The sequence below is a fragment of the Mycoplana sp. 10N416 genome (assembly GCF_056394765.1).
Genome location: NZ_JBFTIM010000009.1, coordinates 40,672 through 59,863, shown reverse-complemented (window position 1 = coordinate 59,863; position 19,192 = coordinate 40,672). Strand labels below are relative to the sequence as shown.

15 protein-coding genes are annotated in these 19,192 nt (G+C 61.1%); 9 read left to right on the top strand and 6 right to left on the bottom strand.

The features are described from left to right. Nucleotides 1–220 precede the first annotated feature (220 nt). Nucleotides 221–1,183 carry a sterol desaturase family protein gene (locus AC1DDS_RS18470; protein ID WP_477480221.1) on the top strand — a complete coding sequence of 321 codons (963 nt, stop codon included), beginning with the start codon at nucleotides 221–223 and terminating at the stop codon, nucleotides 1,181–1,183. Between the two features lie 265 nt (nucleotides 1,184–1,448). Here AC1DDS_RS18470 and AC1DDS_RS18465 read toward each other — a convergent pair whose 3' ends face one another. Both AC1DDS_RS18465 and AC1DDS_RS18460 read right to left on the bottom strand, forming a co-directional pair. Then, a complete protein-coding gene (locus tag AC1DDS_RS18465; protein ID WP_477480220.1) occupies nucleotides 1,449–2,735 on the bottom strand; it encodes an NAD(P)/FAD-dependent oxidoreductase in 1,287 nt (428 codons plus the stop codon). A 111-nt stretch (nucleotides 2,736–2,846) separates the two neighbouring features. Continuing rightward, nucleotides 2,847–4,283: a glutamine synthetase family protein gene (locus tag AC1DDS_RS18460; protein WP_477480219.1), complete on the bottom strand. Its 1,437-nt coding sequence runs from the start codon at nucleotides 4,281–4,283 to the stop codon at nucleotides 2,847–2,849. A 185-nt stretch (nucleotides 4,284–4,468) separates the two neighbouring features. Here AC1DDS_RS18460 and AC1DDS_RS18455 point away from each other — a divergent pair, with 185 nt between their 5' ends. Further along, the gene (locus AC1DDS_RS18455) at nucleotides 4,469–5,650 is read left to right on the top strand and encodes a BaiN/RdsA family NAD(P)/FAD-dependent oxidoreductase (RefSeq protein ID WP_477480218.1); all 1,182 of its coding nucleotides are present in this window, start codon (nucleotides 4,469–4,471) and stop codon (nucleotides 5,648–5,650) included. Nucleotides 5,651–5,876: 226 nt separating this feature from the next. Then, a complete protein-coding gene (locus AC1DDS_RS18450; RefSeq protein WP_477480217.1) occupies nucleotides 5,877–6,029 on the top strand; it encodes a hypothetical protein in 153 nt (50 codons plus the stop codon). Nucleotides 6,030–6,078: 49 nt separating this feature from the next. On the opposite strand, the gene AC1DDS_RS18445 is transcribed toward AC1DDS_RS18450, so the two are convergent. The 3 genes from AC1DDS_RS18445 to aceA all read right to left on the bottom strand — a co-directional run bounded on the left by AC1DDS_RS18445 (nucleotide 6,079) and on the right by aceA (nucleotide 9,009). Next, nucleotides 6,079–7,161: a helix-turn-helix transcriptional regulator gene (locus AC1DDS_RS18445; protein ID WP_477480216.1), complete on the bottom strand. Its 1,083-nt coding sequence runs from the start codon at nucleotides 7,159–7,161 to the stop codon at nucleotides 6,079–6,081. Nucleotides 7,162–7,320: 159 nt separating this feature from the next. After that, a complete protein-coding gene (locus AC1DDS_RS18440) occupies nucleotides 7,321–7,560 on the bottom strand; it encodes an SMc00767 family acetate metabolism repressor (RefSeq protein ID WP_310410953.1) in 240 nt (79 codons plus the stop codon). A 159-nt stretch (nucleotides 7,561–7,719) separates the two neighbouring features. Next, the gene (gene aceA / locus AC1DDS_RS18435; protein ID WP_310410948.1) at nucleotides 7,720–9,009 is read right to left on the bottom strand and encodes an isocitrate lyase; all 1,290 of its coding nucleotides are present in this window, start codon (nucleotides 9,007–9,009) and stop codon (nucleotides 7,720–7,722) included. Nucleotides 9,010–9,250: 241 nt separating this feature from the next. Here aceA and AC1DDS_RS18430 point away from each other — a divergent pair, with 241 nt between their 5' ends. The 5 genes from AC1DDS_RS18430 to AC1DDS_RS18410 all read left to right on the top strand — a co-directional run bounded on the left by AC1DDS_RS18430 (nucleotide 9,251) and on the right by AC1DDS_RS18410 (nucleotide 14,920). Beyond that, complete coding sequence (locus tag AC1DDS_RS18430; protein ID WP_477480215.1) at nucleotides 9,251–10,666, top strand: helix-turn-helix domain-containing protein; 1,416 nt, start codon at nucleotides 9,251–9,253, stop codon at nucleotides 10,664–10,666. 177 nt (nucleotides 10,667–10,843) lie between these two features. Further along, entirely contained in the window at nucleotides 10,844–11,950 is a 1,107-nt protein-coding gene (locus AC1DDS_RS18425; RefSeq protein ID WP_477480214.1) for a polyamine ABC transporter substrate-binding protein, read from the top strand. 95 nt (nucleotides 11,951–12,045) lie between these two features. After that, nucleotides 12,046–13,185 (top strand): ABC transporter ATP-binding protein, encoded by a 1,140-nt coding sequence (locus tag AC1DDS_RS18420; protein ID WP_477480213.1) that lies wholly within the window; start codon nucleotides 12,046–12,048, stop codon nucleotides 13,183–13,185. 2 nt (nucleotides 13,186–13,187) lie between these two features. Next, nucleotides 13,188–14,099 carry an ABC transporter permease subunit gene (locus AC1DDS_RS18415; RefSeq protein WP_477480212.1) on the top strand — a complete coding sequence of 304 codons (912 nt, stop codon included), beginning with the start codon at nucleotides 13,188–13,190 and terminating at the stop codon, nucleotides 14,097–14,099. A 2-nt stretch (nucleotides 14,100–14,101) separates the two neighbouring features. Then, nucleotides 14,102–14,920 (top strand): ABC transporter permease, encoded by an 819-nt coding sequence (locus tag AC1DDS_RS18410; protein ID WP_310410935.1) that lies wholly within the window; start codon nucleotides 14,102–14,104, stop codon nucleotides 14,918–14,920. A gap of 142 nt (nucleotides 14,921–15,062) precedes the next feature. Here AC1DDS_RS18410 and AC1DDS_RS18405 read toward each other — a convergent pair whose 3' ends face one another. Next, nucleotides 15,063–16,835 carry an AsmA family protein gene (locus AC1DDS_RS18405; RefSeq protein WP_477480211.1) on the bottom strand — a complete coding sequence of 591 codons (1,773 nt, stop codon included), beginning with the start codon at nucleotides 16,833–16,835 and terminating at the stop codon, nucleotides 15,063–15,065. Between the two features lie 232 nt (nucleotides 16,836–17,067). Here AC1DDS_RS18405 and AC1DDS_RS18400 point away from each other — a divergent pair, with 232 nt between their 5' ends. Next, the gene (locus AC1DDS_RS18400) at nucleotides 17,068–19,020 is read left to right on the top strand and encodes an acetoacetate--CoA ligase (protein ID WP_477480210.1); all 1,953 of its coding nucleotides are present in this window, start codon (nucleotides 17,068–17,070) and stop codon (nucleotides 19,018–19,020) included. Nucleotides 19,021–19,192: the final 172 nt, after the last annotated feature.

Here is a 19,192-nt window from a genome sequence, read left to right as displayed (position 1 = left end):
TCGTCGGCAGCAGAAGTAACAATGCTATTTCCACCATCATTGTCGGCCGGCATACTGCAGCGCAATCCGATCACCAAACGGCGAACTTGGGCTATCACGATCTAATGTTCAGCCGCCGCCGGTAATACATCAAAAGGATGATCCTATCGTCCTTGAGCAATCTGGCAAGAGCGCATCGTCAGGACTAACCTGTACGGGTTCATGTTTTGGAGGCAGTGGCATGGATCTGGTCGAATACTGCCTGCACAAACTTGGAAGCTTTTTCTACAATACTTATTATCTGAATGGTAAGGCAACGGCGCTCAGTTTCGCCATTTCCATTGGCTTGGTGCTGACGGTTTTCGCGGTGGAACTCACCTATGTGGGGTACGGCAATTCCGGGTTCCGTCGGGTTTTCTTCGAACGCAGCAAATCCACAATCACCGACATCGTCTATTTCGTCCTTCAGGCGACGGGAATGATTACACTATTCGCGGCGCTTGCATCATTTGGTCTGTCCTATGCGATCACCCGCGCGGCTCAGGATGCCCCCCACCTGGACCTTGCCGGGAGGCTGCCAGGCTGGGCACATGTTCTCTTGTTCCTACTGCTGTCAGACTTCTTGAGCTACTGGCAGCATCGTTTGATGCACCGGCTGCCCGTGCTATGGCGGCTGCACGAATTTCACCACGCAGCCGAAGAGTTCAACGCGCTGACTTCGACGCGGGAGCATCCGCTGGAGAAAGCCATAAACATGGCCATCATGGTCGTTCCGGCGCTGCTAATCGGCCTGCCAACGGCCTATTTCGCCCTCGTGACCATCACCTTTGGCACCATTGGTCTGATCAAGCACAGTGCCATTCCCTGGCATGGCTGGTTTGGCAAATACGTGATCCAGTCACCACGCGACCACTTCATCCATCACTCCCGGGAGCGGGAACATCGCGACAAGAATTTCGCCAACTATTTCCCGATCTGGGATCATTTGTTCGGCACCTATTACGAGGGCGATGCAGACGGTGCAAAGCTCGGTCTGGACTGCGACTACTTCAACCAAACCGATCCGTTGCGCGAAACCATCGCCACAGAAATCCGTTTCTTCCAACGCGCGGGGCAAGCTGCCAAGGCCAAGTGTGGCATAAGCCCCATAACCGGAAACCCTGCCTCGCCGCAGGGGCTGTCGGGTCCGGAGAAGCGCCGGTAGCGCGAAGCTGGTATCGCTCTGTTGTGATAAGCGGCACCTTTCGGGAATCCACGAACTAGCTGCGAAATGACAGAAATGGGTCGGGAGCTGCCTGCCTCTGATTGGTTGATGAAGCCGCTATCGCAGTTTGGGCCTTGAAAGCGGATAGACCGCTCCCGGCACCAAGGCGGCCATTCATGTCTCCCATTGGCGCAAAGCGGTCGGCGCACGACCGCCGACCGGTGGCATTTGCTGCATAATTCCGCAAAATCGAGACGGATTGCTCCTAAAGCTTGTCGCGGAGCGCGTACCAGGTCATCGCTAGGAAAAGCAACGGCGAACGGAATCGCGGCCCGCCGGGGAATGCAGGGATCTTGAACGCCTTCAGCATGTCGAGTTCCGCGCTGCCGCCCGCAACCTCCTCGGCATAAAGCTTGCCGCAATAGTTCGCCAGCATGACGCCATGGCCGGAGTAGCCGCCAATCGAGGTGATGCCGGGCATCACCTCGCGCACGTACGGCTTGCGCGGCATGGTGATTCCGACCGAGCCGCCCCAGGCGTGCGGGATGTCGACCTTCGAAAGCTCCGGATAGATCTCGGAGATCTGACGGCGTATATGCTGCGTGATATCGCTCGGGTTGTCGGCGGTGTAGGCCTCGCGTCCCCCGAACAGCAAGCGACCGTCGCGGCTCTTGCGGAAGTAGCGCACGACGAAACGCGAATCGGCGACGGATTCGCCGCCGGGCAAGATCTTCGGAAATTTGTCCAGCACCGGCGTCGCGCCGATGAAGGAGCGGATCGGCATAACGTGCGCTGCCGTCTTCGGCTCGAGATTGCCGATATAGGCATTGCAGGCGATCAGCGCCCTGTCCGCCGTGATCGTGCCGGTTGGCGTGGTGATGACTGCCTTGCCGCCGACGCGGTCGACCTTGATGGCAGGCGTCTTTTCGTGGAGGACCGCACCCGCAGCCTTGGCGGCCTTCCCGATCCCGACCAGCAGCTTCATCGGATGAAGGTGGCCGGTGCCGGCATCCCGCACACCGAAGATGTAGCGGGTCGAGCCGAGCCGCTCCTGCGTTTCGGCCTTGTCCATGAAAGTCGAGTGCGTGTAGCCGTAGCGCGCCGCCGCAATCTCAGCATTGGCGCGGTAGTCCTTCTCGAGATTAGGTTTGTGGGACACATTCAGTTGCCCCGCCACGTACTCGATGTCGAGGTTCTCGGAGGCGGCAAAGTCGTGGATGTACTGCTTGGCATGTTCCGCAAGATCGAAGAGGCCCTTCGAGCGTTCGTAGCCGAGTTCTTCCTCCAGCTCTTCCGGCCAGGCGCGCTGACCGGTGCCCAACTGACCGCCGTTGCGGCCGGAAGCGCCGTCGCCGAGGCGGTGAGCCTCGATCAAAATGACGCGGACGCCCTTGCTGGCGAGATTGTAGGCGGCCTGCAGACCGGTGAAGCCGCCGCCGATGATTGCGACGTTGGTCTCATAGGAGCCGGACATTGGCGGGTATTCGGGTCGTTCGCCAATCGTTGTTTCGTACCAGGAGACGCCAGGTGAAATCGGGCTTTGCCAGGACATGGAAAATTCTTTCGATCGCAACAGTTTGAGCAGCCGACGCGACCGGAACGCCGACTGCCGGAGCCTCGATGTGCTACCGCTTTGGCGTTCCGGCGCAGCCGGAAACGGAAATCAGACGTTGAGCAGCAGGAACTCTCGTTCCCACGGGCTGATCACCTGCATGAAGGTCTCGAACTCGCCCCGCTTGACGCCGGCGTAGAGCCCGATGAATTCCGGATCCAGGACCTTCGCCAGTTCCACATCGGATTCGAGCAGCGCGACGGCTTCGAGGAGGCCGCGGGGCAGATCGATCGATCCTTCGTTGGCCGCTTCATCGGTCGGCGGCGACGGCTCGCTGGCATTCATGATGCCGAGCAGGCCACAGCCCAGCGAGGCGGCGAGCGCCAGGTACGGGTTGGCGTCGGAGCTTGGCAGCCGGTTTTCGACGCGACGGGAATTCGCGTCCGACACGGGGATGCGGAACGCCGTCGTCCGGTTGTCATAGCCCCAGGCATTGTTGACCGGCGCCGACATTTCCGGGGTCAGGCGGCGATAGGAGTTCACGTAGGGCGCCATCATCACCAGCGTCTTCGGAACGTAGGCCTGCATGCCGCCGATGAAATGGAAGAACTCCTTCGAGGGCGAGCCATCCGGGTTGGAGAAGACGTTCTTGCCGGTCTTGATGTCGACCACCGACTGGTGGATGTGCATGGCCGAACCGGCCTGGCCCTGCATCGGCTTGGCCATGAAAGTGGCGTAGATGCCGTGCTTCAGCGCTGCCTCACGGATCGTGCGCTTGAACATGAACACCTGGTCGGCAAGCTCGATCGGGTCGCCGTGGCGAAGGTTGATCTCGAGCTGTGCGGGGCCTTCCTCGTGGATCAGGGTATCGATCTCGAGGCCCTGCTTCTCGGAGAAGTGGTAGATGTCGTCGATCAGTTCGTCGAATTCGTTGATGCCGGCAATCGAGTACCCCTGGCCGCCGAGAATGGTGCGACCTGAGCGGCCTTTCGGCGGGTGCAACGGATAGTCCGGGTCGTCGTTCATGGCGACCAGATAGAACTCGATCTCCGGCGCCACGACGGGGCGCCAGCCGCGCTCGGCATACATGTCCACCACGTTCTTCAGGACGTTGCGCGGTGCATAAGCCACGTTTTCACCGGTTGAACCGACGACGTCACAGATCAGTTGCGCGGTGGGGTCGGATTCCCACGGTACGACGCTCAGCGTGGACAGATCGGGAACGAGCTTGAGATCGCTGTCGCGCGGCTCATAGCGGAATTGTCCGGTCTCCTCCGGATACTCGCCCGAAATGGTGTGGCGGTAGACGGCGGAGGGAAGGGCAAGCGAAGTGTTGGAGGTGAACTTCGACGACGGCATCATCTTGCCGCGCGGTACCCCGGCAAGGTCCGGGGTGATGCACTCAATGTCTTCGATGCCTCGGAACTTGAGCCAGTCGACTGCCTCTCTCCAGGTCTTGACGCCGCGCGGAGCGGTGAGGGCGGAAGGGATTTTGGAGGAGCGGCTGACTTTCTGAACTGTAGTGGCAACGGTCTTTTTTGAGGGCATGTTACACCGGGTTTGGTTTCGGATGCGCCATCATAGCCGGAGTTTAGGCATTGGCTAGGGGGGCGAATTGCCGAAAAACAAGCCCCTACGCGCAAAATTCGCATTCGATCCGCACTGAGACGAAGGGCCGGATTGACTTTCATCAACGGGAGCGGAATTGGAGGGCCGAACGAGGAATTTGCGGCGTGATGGATAAAAGAGATGTGGTCATCATCGGTGCCGGTGCCGCCGGCATGATGTGTGCGATCGAGGCGGGCAAGCGCGGACGGCGCGTGGTCGTGATCGACCACGCGAAGGCGCCGGGCGAAAAGATCCGTATCTCGGGAGGCGGGCGCTGCAATTTCACCAACATCGACGCCGGCCCGAAGAATTTCCTCTCGCAGAACCCGCATTTCTGCAAGTCGGCATTGGCCCGCTACACGCCGAAAGACTTTCTCGGCATGGTGGAGAGCCACGGCATCGCCTGGCATGAGAAGACACTCGGCCAGCTCTTCTGCGATCACTCGGCGAAGGACATCATCGCCATGCTTCTGAAGGAGATGCGCGCGGTCGGGGCGGAACTGCGGTTGGCGACCGACGTGTCTTCCGTCCAGCGGTCACAGTCCGGTTTCCGGGTAGTGACGAGCGATGGTCCCGTTGAAGCCGGATCGCTGGTCATCGCCACGGGTGGAAAGTCGATCCCGAAGATGGGCGCGACTGGTTTTGCCTATCGCATCGCCGAACAATTCGGGTTGCGGATCGTCGAAACCCGGCCGGCGCTCGTACCGCTGACGCTCGATCCGCAGGCGCTGGCAGAACACGACGGTATGCCGGGCGTTTCGGCCGAGGTGGTGGCCACCCATGGAAAGGCGGAGTTCCGCGAGGCCATGCTGTTCACGCATCGCGGCTTGAGCGGGCCGGCGATCCTGCAGATCTCCTCTTTCTGGCGGGAGGGCGAGGACATAACGCTGCATCTTCAGCCCGGGCTGGACGTCGCCGAAGTGTTTTCCGCGGCGCGCAAGGCCAATGGCCGACAGTCTGCGCAGACCGTGCTCGCCGAGCATATGCCGCGCAAGTTGGCGCAACTGCTCGTCCGGCAGGTTGGCATCGAGGGAACCTTGGCGGAACTCTCGGGACACAAGATCGAGGCACTTGCGCAGCACATTCGCCGCTGGCGCGTCCGGCCGGCCGGGTCCGAGGGCTACCGCACGGCCGAGGTCACCCTCGGCGGGGTCGATACCGACGACCTTGATTCACGCAGCATGGCGGCGAAATCCGTTCCCGGTCTCTATTTCATCGGAGAGGCCGCCGACGTTACCGGCTGGCTCGGCGGCTATAACTTCCAATGGGCGTGGGCTTCGGGCTATGCCGCGGGCCAGGTCGCCTGATCAGTCACTGGCGACGATCAGGCCAGCCATGCGAAAGTAGGACTGGCATTGCGGCCGTCCGGCCTTTACTCTTCATTAAGAGTTACGGGCCGATCCTGTTTTCACAGTCGGCGTTTCGACCGCCCCGGCTTGAATGATCAATCACGGGGGCCGGTAGGGACAGCATGATGTGGGCCGGCTGGCCGGATTATCCGGGTGTCCCGTATCTCGTAAACGGAGTCACGCCATGCCTGCAGACCACCGCCGTCCCGTTGCCCGCGCCATTGCCATCGCCGCCGCCGAAAATAGTCGTCGCCGCGCGATCGGGCTCGCCGTTAATTGCGCTGCGGCAGCGCTGCTTCTGGCCGTGTTGGCCGCTACGGCCATCGCTGTAATTTAGTCTGCGGCGACCCCGTGGGCGCCCGACGCATCTTGGTCGGGCCCGAACCTCATCGCATCAGCATCGCGACAAGCCCCGCCTGTGAGTTCACATGCAGTTTCGCGTAAATGCTCTTCAGGTGTGTGCGGATCGTTTCGTAACTGACGCCGTCGGCCAAGGCCATGTCCTTCGGCGACAGACCCGACAATAGGCCGGAAGCAATCCGAGCCTCTTTGGGGGTCAGTTTAAAGGTCTCCATCAGGCGTTCATGACGAACATCGGGGCGTCCTGTAGTCATCGGCTCCACGATGATGGCCACCGTCGGTCCGTTCAGAAGTTCCAGGAAGAGATCGGATGTCATGCGGATCAGCGTCAGCCGATAGAGGACGTCGTCACTGCCCTTGATCATCGAGACATGCGGCTCGGAGTGGACTCCATGGCGCGAAGCCAGTTGATCAAGCTTCTCCGCCGTTTGCGGCAATTGAAAGCTCAGGCGACCGTCTGCCGCCAGACGAAGTGGCGCGCCGTTCGCAAGCATCCGTTCCGCACTACCGTTCAAGGAACGGACAACTCGATTTTCCGAGACGTAGATCAGGCCGACGCCAATCGCGTCTAATAATGTCTGTCCAGCCTGTCCGGGTTCCAGCGTTATGTGTGCCTTACGCAATAAATCGACCATACGTTTGAGGTGCGGGGAGAGCGCCGTGTAAAGATCGGCGGCCCGCCTGTTGACCGCGGCGTCGAGTGACGAGGTGCAGGTGACGAGAAACAAAGTGTGTGTTGGCTCGCGGATCATCGTGATGCCGACAGCGGTTTCGCAGCCTGCCTGGCGTTTGAGCCAATCGTTGTAGAATTCCGTTCTGATCAGTTGATCACGCGGCACAAGGTCCTCGCCGGTCACGCCCTGGCCCACAGGGGCCTGCATGTTCCCGGGGAGCCAGGGGTTCACCGACGCAAAATGCTTCGAGAACTGATCGATTTCCGCATCGCTGAAGCCGGACGTATAGGGCAGATGAGCAGCCGGTGAGGTGACATCATGATAGTGAAGCGCCGTCTTGCCGCCGGGCAGGGTTTCTGCAAGTCGATCCAGAAATGCCTGCCAACTGCTTTTGCCGAAAAGACAGCCATACACGAGGCCTGTCAATTCGGCCAATTCCGCCGTCCCACTGTGCAGCACGATCCCACCTGCCGTTACGTGAGGCGGACTATGGCACAACCAACGCGATAAGCAAGGGGTGCCAAGGGAGCGTCAAACAAAGAAGGCCGGTGCGAGCCGGCCTTCTGTTCCAATGCAACTGCGGTGCCGCGGCTGTCAGCCTCTGCCCTGGGTGACGATGACCGGGATCAGCAGATCGCCCCAATTGCCGCCCCCGCCGTGATGGCGGGCGGAGCGAACGAGTTCGACTGAGACGCCAGCCTCGACCGCCTTCATCACCGCCTGATTCAGCCTGTGAAGATCGTTTGCCACCATGCGGATCGCCGCCTGCTGGTCGGGCGTCATTGCCGAGGATTGCTCTTCTGCGCGTTCCTTGACGCGGGTTTGGACAGTCATGGCATTTCTCCTCTTATGGGGTTCTTGAACTGAGGTCTTCTCCGCCCCATCCGTTTCGCCGACCTTGGACCCAAAGCAGGGTGGACGGCATCAGCGAGGCGTTGGGGACTGGCCTCTCCCCGCTTCCGGAGAGAGGCAACGTCTAGGATCGTTCGACGATCACTCCGCAGCCGGGCGGAACTGGTCGGTCTCGGTCGATTCCTTCATGGCTGTGGTCGTCGACTGACCGCCGGAGATTGCGACGGACACGGCGTCGAAGTAGCCGGTGCCGACTTCGCGCTGGTGCTTGGTCGCGGTGTAGCCGTTGACCTCGGCGGCAAACTCAGCCTGCTGCAGCTCGGAGTAGGCGGCCATCTGGCGATCCTTGTAGCCCCGCGCCAGTTCGAACATGCCGTAGTTCAGTTGATGGAAGCCGGCCAGCGTGATGAACTGGAACTTGTAGCCCATCGCCCCCAGCTCCTTCTGGTACTTGGCGATCGTCGCGTCATCCAGGTTCTTCTTCCAGTTGAACGACGGCGAGCAGTTGTAGGCCAGCTTCTTGCCGGGGTGGGCCTTGTGCACGGCCTCTGCGAACCTGCGGGCCTGCTCAAGGTCGGGCTTGGAGGTTTCCATCCAGATCAGATCGCAATAGGGAGCGTAGGCGATCGCACGAGCGATGCAGGGTTCGATCCCGTTGCGCACCTGGTAGAAGCCTTCGACCGTACGGCCGGCATCGTAGTCGACAAACGGCCGGTCGCGCTCATCGATGTCGGAGGTCAGCAGCTTTGCCGCTTCCGCATCGGTGCGGGCGATGATCAGCGTCGGCGTGCCCATAACGTCCGCAGCAAGGCGGGCAGCCGTCAGGTTGCGGATATGGGCTGCGGTCGGGATCAGGACCTTGCCGCCGAGATGGCCGCACTTCTTTTCCGACGCCAGTTGGTCCTCGAAATGCACGCCGGCCGCGCCAGCCTCGATAAAGGCCTTCATGATCTCGAAAGCGTTGAGGGGACCGCCGAAACCCGCTTCGGCGTCGGCGACGATCGGCGCGAACCAGGTGTCGACCGAAAGGCCCTTGCCTTCCTGGGTCTCGATCTGGTCGGCGCGCTGCAGCGTACGGTTGATGCGCTTGGCAAGCTCGGGCGCGGCATTGGCCGGGTAGAGCGACTGGTCCGGATACATGGCGGAGGCGGTGTTTGCATCAGCGGCAACCTGCCAGCCGGACAGATAGATCGCCTTCAGGCCGGCGCGAACCATCTGCATGGCCTGGTTGCCGGAAAGGGCGCCGAGCGCGTTGACGAAGTCTTCCTCGTGGATCAGCTTCCACAGGCGGTTGGCGCCCATTTCGGCCAGCGTGTACTTGATCTGGACGGAGCCGCGCAGACGCTTCACGTCGTCCGCCGTATAGGGCCGCTTGATGCCGTCGAAGCGGCCCTGCGGTGCGGTCGGAACGAAATTGTAAAAATCAGTCATTATAGTCTGCCCTCCATCGGATCTGTCATCGGTCATTACGCCGTTGTTCGTAGTGTGTGCCGCATTTCGATGTGGAAATATTTACACCGCGACGCACAAATCCGCGAGGATTATTGAGGAAATCCGCCAGAGAAACGAGTTATCATGTGTTGCTCTTCACAATCCGCTCGTGTAAATTTGTCAAAAAGTAAAAGCCACTTTGGCGGCGATCGCAGTTTCATTCTGTCAATGGATTGACAAAATGGCCGAAAACAAAATCTTCGCGGGCCCGAAGGTCCGTCGCATACGCAACACGCTCGGCCTGACGCAGACTGCGATGGCGCAAGCCCTTTCCATTTCGCCGTCCTATCTCAATCTGATCGAGCGCAACCAGCGTCCGTTGACGGTGCAGTTGCTGTTGCGCCTCGCCTCCGTCTACAAGGTTGACTTGGAAGATCTGCAGGGCGAGGCGAGCGGTAGTGCCCGGCAACTGCGGGAAGTCTTCGCCGATCCGCTGCTTGCCGGCGAGTTGCCCGGCGATCAGGAACTGGTCGAGGTCGTCGAGGCCGCGCCGAACGTCGCCGGCGGTATTCTGAAGCTCTACCGGGCCTATCGCGAGCAGGCGCTGCGGCTTTCCGATCTCGCGGAACTTCTATCCCGCGAGGGGCGGGCGACTTCGCTTGCCGGCGCGCGTCTGCCCATGGACGAGGTACGCGAGAAGCTAGAGCAGCGGCCCAACTATTTCGATGGGATCGATGTGGCGGCGGAGCGCTTCCACGAGACGCTTGCTCCCGGAGACGATCTCATGGGGGCGTTGAAGGGGTGGCTGAAGCGGGAGCACGGCGTCGTCGTGCGTCTCCTGCCGATCCATGCCATGCCGACGCTGCGCCGGCGCTTCGACCGGCACTCCATGCGGCTTTTCCTCTCCGAGCGGCTGTCGATGCATGACCAGTTGCGGGAGGTCGCCATGGAGGCCGTTCAGATCGTCCTGCAGGACGAGATTGCGGCGGAACTCGACCAACTCGGCCTGTCAGGCGGCGAGGCGCGCCGCATCGCTCGCTTCGAACTGGCGCGCTATGCGGCGCATGCGTTGATGATGCCGTACGAGAGCTTTTGTGCGACCGCGCAACGGGTGCGCTTCGACATCGATGCCCTTCGGTCGCGTTTTTCCGTTTCCTATGAGCAGGCGGCGAACAGATTGACGATGCTGCAGAGGCCCGGGCGGTCGGCACTTCCGTTCTTCTCGCTGGAGATAGATGTTGCCGGGCATCGTCTGCGTAGGGCCGGGGCGCAGGGCTTTCCGCAAGCGCGCTTCGGTGGCGGCTGCCCGAAGCTGAATATCCATGCCGCCTTTGCCCAGCCCGGGCAGATCATCGTCGATGATGTGGAAATGCCGGACGGCGCGGCTTTCCTCCTCGTCTCCAGGACGCTCGAAGGGCCGCAGGCGACTTTCGGCGAGCGGGTTCGCCGCACGGCTCTGCTGATCGGCTGCGACGCCGACATGGCCGCAGAGACGGTTTACGGGGAGGCGATCGGGCAACGTGCTCCGATCCAAGTCGGAACCGCATGCCGCCTGTGCGAACGGCAGGGGTGCCTGGCGCGCGCAGAGCCGCCCGTGACGCGCCCGCTCGGGCTGGATGAGATGGTTGCGGGCGTCAGCCTTTTTGACTTCCAGTAAGATTCCGCTTGCATTCCGCGGCGGAAGCGATTTCAAATATGATAGGAAAGGTCGAAATGTGATACCAATGTTGCGATGAATTCTTCGTCTGAGAATGATGCTTGTCGCGCATCGGAAAAAAAACATAATTGACAATCGACCGCCCTCGGGAACCGACAACTATGAAAACTGGGAGCCATGTTTATGAAAAGACGTAACCTTTTGGCGACTGTCGCAATCGCGGCCCTGTCTGGCATTGCCGGCCTTCCGGCCACGGCGCAGGAACGGGTCGTGAATGTCTACAACTGGTCCGACTACATCGACGACTCGATCCTTTCCGATTTCACCAAGGAGACGGGGATCAAGGTCGTCTATGACGTCTTCGATGCCAACGAAACGCTGGAAGCGAAGCTGCTGACGGGCGGCACCGGTTACGATGTCGTCGTGCCGACCAACACCTTCCTGCAGCGCCAGATCGCGGCCGGCGTCTATCAGAAGCTCGACAAGTCGAAGCTGCCGAACCTGAAGAACATGTGGGACATGATCAGCGAGCGCATGGAGCCGTTCGATCCCGGCAATGAGTACTCGATCAACTACATGTGGGGCACGGTTGGCATCGGCTATAACAAGGCCAAGGTCAAGGAAGCCCTCGGCACCGACGAAATCGACAGTTGGAAGGTGATCTTCGATCCGGCGAATGCCGAAAAGCTCAAGGATTGCGGCATCAACATGCTCGATTCGCCGACCGACATCATCCCGGTCACGCTGGCCTATCTCGGCGAGAATCCCGACAGCCATGACCCGGCCGATGTCGCCAAGGCCGAGGAAGCGCTGGTGAAGGTCCGGCCGTTCGTGCGCAAGTTCCATTCGTCCGAGTTCATCAACGGCCTTGCAAACGGTGACATCTGCATCGCTATCGGCTGGTCGGGCGACATCTTCCAGAGCCGCGACCGGGCTGTAGAAGCCGGCAATGGCGTCGACGTCGGTTACGTCATCCCGAAGGAAGGCACGCAGATGTGGTTTGACCAGATGGCCATTCCGGCAGACGCGCCGCATGTCGAGGAAGCGCACGAGTTCCTGAACTACATGATGCGTCCGGAAGTGATTGCCAAGGCTTCGACCTACATTCACTACGCCAATGGCAACAAGGCCTCGCAGGCCGTACTCGATCCGGAGATCGTTAACGACCCGACGATCTATCCCGACGAGGCCACGCTGAAGAAGCTGTTCACCAACACGACGCTGGACGCCAAGACGCAGCGTCTGTTCACCCGAACCTGGACCAAGATCGTGACCGGTCAATAACCGGCACTGGCCAAATTGCCCGGAAGCATCGTCCTCCGGGCAATTTTCATTTCGACCGCCAAAAAATCTGCCAAGAAACGAGATGGGGACAGGCAATGAGGTCTCTCGGTAATATCCGTCGCGCTTTCACGCCGTGGACGGATCCGAATGAAAAGCCGTTCATAACGTTCCGCAATATCACGAAGAAGTTCGGCGATTTCATTGCCGTCGACAATCTCACGCTGAACATCTACAACCGCGAGTTCTTTGCGCTGCTCGGAGCCTCCGGTTGTGGCAAGTCGACCCTTCTGCGTATGCTTGCGGGCTTCGAGCGGCCGACCTCGGGCGAGATCATCCTGGACGGCCAGAACATTGCGGCGATTCCGCCCTACAAGCGGCCGGTCAACATGATGTTCCAATCCTATGCGCTGTTTCCGCATATGACGGTGGAAAGCAACATTGCCTTCGGCCTCAGGCAGGACGGCATGCCCAAGCCTGAGATTGCCGCCCGCGTTGCGCAGATGCTGAAGCTGGTCAAGCTCGAGCAGTTCGCGAAACGAAAACCCCAGCAGCTGTCCGGCGGCCAGCGCCAACGCGTTGCGCTGGCCCGGTCGCTTGCGAAGCGACCGAAGGTTCTGCTGCTCGACGAGCCGCTCGGCGCGCTCGACAAGAAGCTGCGGGAAGAAACGCAGTTCGAACTGATGGACCTGCAGCAGGAGCTTGGCCTGACCTTCGTCGTCGTCACCCACGACCAGGAAGAGGCGATGACCATGGCCGACCGGATCGCGGTGATGAGCCACGGCAAGGTCATCCAGGTGGCAACGCCCGCAGAAATCTACGAAGCGCCGAATTCGCGCTTCGTCGCGGACTTCATCGGCGACGTCAACATTCTGGAGGGCAAGGTCAAGAGCGTCGGGAATGGCAGGATCGAGATCGCCGGCGACGATTTCACCGTGCGCGCACTGAGCGATTCAGCGCCCGCACCCGGGGCCAACGCCGCTTTTGCCGTTCGCCCGGAAAAGCTCAAGATCAGCCGCTCGGCCCCCGCCGATCCGACCGTCAACACCTCCGAGGGCGAGGTCTGGGACATTGGTTACCTGGGCGACATGACCGTGCTGCGCATCAAGCTGCCGAGCGGCAAGGTGATCAAGACCTCGATGCTCAATGCCCAGCGCGAGGTGGAAAATCCGATCGGCTATGACGAGAAGGTCTGGGTCTCCTTCGCCGAGACTGCCGGCGTCATTCTGAGGGATTGAAAATGACCAAGCTCGGCTCCGCTATCTTCCGCCGCCTGGTCATCATCATTCCCTATGCCTGGCTGCTGTTCTTCTTCCTGGTCCCGTTCGCGATTGTTTTCCGGATCTCGCTGTCGACCACCGCGGTCGCCCAGCCTCCCTACGTACCGGTCTTTTCACTGTCCGATGGCCTCGCCGGAATCTGGGCGAGCCTCCAGCAACTGAGCTTCGACAACTTCATCTGGCTGACGGAAGACGCGCTCTATATGAACGCTTATCTGTCGAGCCTGAGGATCGCGATCATATCGACGTTCCTGACGCTGCTGATCGCCTACCCGATCGCCTACGGCATGGCGCAGGCGCCACGCACCTGGCGTCCGACGCTGCTGATGCTCGTCATCCTGCCGTTTTGGACCAGCTTCCTGATCCGCGTCTACGCCTGGATCGCGATCCTTAAACCCGAGGGGCTGCTCAACCAGTTCCTGCTGGCGACCGGCGTGATTGATGATCCGCTGATCATCCTGAACACGAACACGGCCGTCTATATCGGCATCGTCTATTCGTATCTGCCCTTCATGGTTTTGCCGATCTACTCGGCCCTGGAGAAGATGGACCATTCGCTGATCGAGGCCGCGCAGGATCTCGGCTGCCCGCCCACCACGGCCTTCTGGAAGGTGACGTTCCCGTTGTCGCTTGCGGGCGTCGTGGCAGGCTGCATGCTTGTCTTCATCCCGGCCGTGGGCGAGTTCGTCATCCCCGACCTGCTTGGCGGATCGCAGACGCTGATGATCGGCAAGACGCTGTGGACCGAGTTCAACGCCAACCGTGACTGGCCGGTTTCGGCGGCGGTGGCAACGGTGCTCCTGCTGATCCTCGTCGTTCCGATCGTCTTCTTCCAGAACATCCAGGCCAAGACCGAAGAGCAGGGGAGATAAGCATGACTAGGTGGTCTCGCTTCAACATTGCCTCTGTCGTCCTCGGCTTCGCCTTCCTGTATCTGCCGATCATTCTGCTGGTCGTCTATTCCTTCAACGAGTCGAAGCTTGTCACCGTCTGGGCCGGGTTTTCGACGAAGTGGTATGTGGCGCTGTTCCAAAACCAGGGCCTCCTCGATGCGGCCTGGGTGACGATTCGCGTCAGCCTCATGTCCGCGACCGTCGCGACCGTGCTCGGCACGATGGCGGCCCTCGCGCTGGTACGCTACACCCGGTTTCGCGGGCGGCTTCTGTTCTCGGGCATGGTTTACGCCCCGCTGGTCATGCCGGAGGTCATCACCGGCCTGTCATTGCTGCTGCTGTTCGTTGCGATCGGCTTCGATCGTGGTTTCTGGACGCTGACGCTCGCGCACATCACCTTCACGATGTGCTTCGTGGCCGTGGTCGTACAGTCCCGCCTGCTGTCGTTCGACCGTTCGATCGAGGAGGCGGCGCTCGATCTGGGGGCGACGCCCTTGCGGACCTTTTTCGAGGTGACCCTGCCGATCATCGCACCGGCGGTGTTCTCGGGCTGGGTACTCGCCTTCACCCTGTCTCTCGACGACCTGGTGATTTCGAGCTTCACGACGGGTCCGGGCGCGACGACGTTGCCGATGAAGATCTACAGCCAGGTGCGCCTGGGTGTCACGCCGGAGATCAATGCCGCCTGTACGATTCTGATCGGCTTCGTAACGGTTGGTGTGATCATCGCATCGATCACGACGAAGCGCCGTGAACTGCAGCGCCAACGCGACGAGCAGGCGGCTTTCGCCGGGCGCTGACGCATATCTCCCGTGGTGGTTTCGGGACCAAGATAAAACGATCTGACGAACTGTCGCCCAAGCCTCCCAGGTCTTGGGCGACATGCTATCTGAAAGCTGCGAGGACGGGCGGCGGAGCCGTGTGGCAGCGGGGCTCCTGCGCTCAGTTCGCCGGGCTTTCCAACAGCACTGCCATGGGCGAGATGACCGGCGTTGGCCACGAACCGCTGACGAGGAAGTTGATGGCGGGCTTGACGACCGCCGAGTCCGGCGGGGTACGCTCGACAAGCGAGCCTGCAAGCGCAACGCTGCCATTGCGGTAAGGAACCGATCCCGAAACCGCGAGTGTTTTTTTCGGCGTCTCGAAGGACGCCCTCGTTAATTCCAGGATGCCGCCATCCAGGTGGCCCTCGATGCTGGCCGTCGCGAATTCGAACGACCCGTCGGACGCTTCCTCCATGTTGAAGAGGGTGTTGCCTTGAGCCAGCCGCTCGAAAACAGGGTGGTCGAAATTCGTGATGGCACCCTGGTCGAAGCTGAGTTTGAAGGTGCCGGTGACGTCGACGGCCTTGTCCAGCGGCTGCAGCTGTTCGGTGAAGAGGTCGACTTCGGCGGATCCCCGCCCTGTCGGCAGTGGCCCCGAGAGACCCGACAGACCGATAATTTCACCGAGATCGACGTTTCTCAGCGACAGCCGGACCTCACCGCCTTGCATCAACTGCGGGCCGCTGACGGCGAGCCGGCCGTTGATGCTTCCGCCCAACAGGGTTCCTTCGCCGATGTCGAGCGACGCCTGGCCGTCCGCGGCGCGGATTCCGGCGGCGAGATCCGTCAGCATCAGCGGCTCGAACGCGGCCTGCCTTGAGGAAAGGCGGAAGTCCAGGTCAATCGGGTCAATCGCCGTTGCTGAAGGCGGAGATGGCGGCTTTTCATCGCCAACCGCAGATGGCGCGTAAGCGGCGATCAAGGACCGCAGGTCGATCCGGTCGAACGCCAGCGTTCCACCGATCCTCGGGGCTTCCAGCGGTGGGAGGCTGATGTCGAGAACACCGGTCGCATTCGAATCCTGTATGGCCAGCAAGAGATTGTCCAGCCGAGCCGTATAGCCGCTGGTCTTCACCGTGCCCTCCAGGGAAACGTGGCCGAGTTGCCGCGCGGGCGGGAAGTTCGTCCCGCGCCAGGCAAGGAGATTTTCAACCGACGGCGCTTCAAGCTTGAACCGGCCAGTGGCGAACGCACCTCCAGAGAGATTCGCCGTGCCGTCGAAATCGAGCGTCAGGAAATCTGAGATGAGCGACGTTCGCATCGACGCACTCTGCCCGTCGAGCAATTTTGCGGGGTCGTCTGCGTTGAGTGTCCAACTGATGATCTGGTCATTGAGGATGCCGCGCAGCCTGATATCTAGATCCGAGGTGAGGGTCGGCCACTCGACCTTCCCCTCGACGTTCGCAATGCGGTAGTGCGCGGCCCTTGTTAGGTCGTCGACGACGATCGTGGCGTCGTGGACGATTATGGTCCCGAAGTCGGGCGCACTGCCCGTGTCGGCCCCCTTCCGGCCCGCGCTGGCGATCCCGTTGCCCTGGTGCCAGTTCAGATTGCCGCTTTCGTCTCGGTGGAAATGAAAGGTCGGTCGAACGAGCTCGATGTCGCCAAGGTCGGGTTTGCCGAACAGGGAACCGACCAGACTGAAGTCGACGGAGATGCGCTCCGCGCTCAGCAGATCCGACCCAGTGCTGCCGTCCATGGCGGCGCTGCGCAGTCGCGCATCGCTGAAACCCACCTGGGGATGAGGCCAGAAGGTAAGGCTCGGTGTGCCGGAGAAGCTCAAGTGGGCACCTGTCCAGGCGGAAAGCTTGGCTTCGATTTCGCGCTCCACCCGATCGACCGAGACAAGGGTCGGCCCCGCCAGACGCAAAACCAGTGCAAGCGTCGCCATTGCCAGGAAGAGCCGCAGCAGGTTTTTTGGAAGGAGCGGGTTGAAGCGAGTCATCTCATCGACTGTTGATTGTCTATCGGGACGCGCCCGTCCGCTGAGGGGATAGGCCTTCGGTGGCAGGAAATCAAATGCGGATGGAAATGAAGATGCCGCTTTTCCACGCGCTCGAGGCGTTGCCGTCTTTATATTGCGGGGCAACATGCTACAGACGTCATTGGAGTGGGAGGAAGCAATGAACCAGGAAAAGCCGCTTTGGGAGCCGTCGCGCGAGGTGCTGGAGAAGAGTCCGATGGCACTCTTCATGAAGGCCTGCGGGGCGCGGGCCGGCCGCAAATTTGACGGATACGACGCATTTCATGCATGGTCGGTTGATGACCGGGCCGCGTTCTGGTCGGCCGTCTGGGACGATTGCCATGTCATTGGCGATCGCGGCGAGCGCGCGCTTGTCGGTGATGAGCGGATGCTCGATGCCCGTTTCTTCCCCGATGCCACCTTGAACTTTGCGGAAAACCTGCTTCGCAACACCGGCCACGACGATGCGTTGATTTTCCGCGGCGAGGACAAGGTCTCCTATCGCTGGAGTTGGGACGAGTTGCATGCGCAGGTCTCGCGGCTGCAGCAGGCCTTTGCTGCAATGGGAATCGGGGCGGGCGACCGCATTGCGGCGATGATGCCGAACATGCCTGAAACCATTGCCTGCATGCTGGCCGCCGCCTCGATCGGTGCCATCTGGTCCTCCTGCTCCCCCGATTTCGGCGAGCAGGGCGTTCTCGACCGTTTCGGCCAGATCGCGCCGAAGCTCTTCATCGCCTGCGACGGCTACTGGTACAACGGCAAGCTCCAGGATGTCGACGCCAAGATCAAGGCCGTGTCCGCAAAGCTGGGCGTACCGGTTCTCGTCATCCCCTACGCAGGCGATGCCGTTGCCGCCGCGGCTTCGGTGGAGAACGGCAAGACGCTGGCCGATTTTATCGCCCCCTATGCCGCAGCGCCGGTGAACTTCCTCCGCCTGCCGTTCGGCCACCCCCTCTACATCCTCTTTTCCTCCGGAACGACGGGCGTGCCCAAGTGCATCGTCCACTCGGCCGGCGGCACCCTGTTGCAGCACCTGAAGGAGCACCGCTACCACTGTGGCCTGACGGACGGCGAACGGCTCTTCTACTTCACCACCTGCGGTTGGATGATGTGGAACTGGCTGGTCTCCGGACTTGCGGTCGGCGCCACGCTCTGCCTCTTCGACGGTTCGCCATTCTATCCCGACGGCAACATTTTGTTCGACTATGCCGCAGACGAGGGCTTTGCGGTGTTCGGCACGTCGGCCAAATACATCGATGCCGTGCGGAAGGCGGGCCTGACGCCACGATCCAGCCATGATCTTTCGAGGTTGCGCCTGTTGACGTCGACCGGTTCCCCGCTGTCGCCGGAGGGCTTCAGCTTCGTCTACGAAGGCATCAAGCCGGACGTCCAACTCGCCTCGATTTCCGGCGGAACAGACATCGTTTCCTGCTTTGTGCTCGGCGTGCCGCTGAAGCCGGTCTGGCGCGGCGAGATTCAGGGGCCGGGTCTCGGGCTTGCCATCGACGTCTGGGACGAGAACGGGCAGCCGGTTCGCCAGGAGAAGGGTGAACTCGTCTGCACCAAGGCCTTCCCCTCCATGCCGATGATGTTCTGGAACGATCCGGATGGCGCGAAATACCGCGCGGCCTATTTCGAGCGCTTCGACAACGTCTGGTGCCACGGCGATTTCGCCGAATGGACCGCTCACAGCGGCATCATCATTCACGGTCGTTCCGATGCGACCCTGAACCCCGGCGGCGTTCGCATCGGCACGGCTGAAATCTACAACCAGGTCGAGCAAATGGAAGAGGTGCTCGAGGCCTTGTGCATCGGCCAGGACTGGGACGACGATGTGCGTGTCGTCCTGTTCGTCAGGCTGGCGCCCGGTATCGTGCTCGATGAGGCGCTGGAGAAGGCGATCAAGACCCGCATCCGCACCGGCGCCTCGCCGCGCCACGTGCCGGCGAAGATCATCGCCGTGGCCGACATACCGCGAACGAAATCGGGCAAGATCGTCGAACTCGCCGTGCGGGAGGTCGTTCACGGGCGTCCGGTCAAGAACAAGGAGGCGCTGGCCAATCCGGAGGCCTTGGAGCTCTTTGCCAACCTTGCCACGCTCAAGGAGTGAAGAATTTTGGGGCGCACAAGCCTCTGGCGGCGTTAACGATTTCGAGCCGGCCGGATTAACCAACTTCAACAAGATGTGAACGCGGCCGGCGGCTTGCAGGTGGGGAAGTAAGGATTTGTTAAGGCCCGGACGGCCATGGTCAACCGGACTTGAGCACGTCCAATGTGAGGAC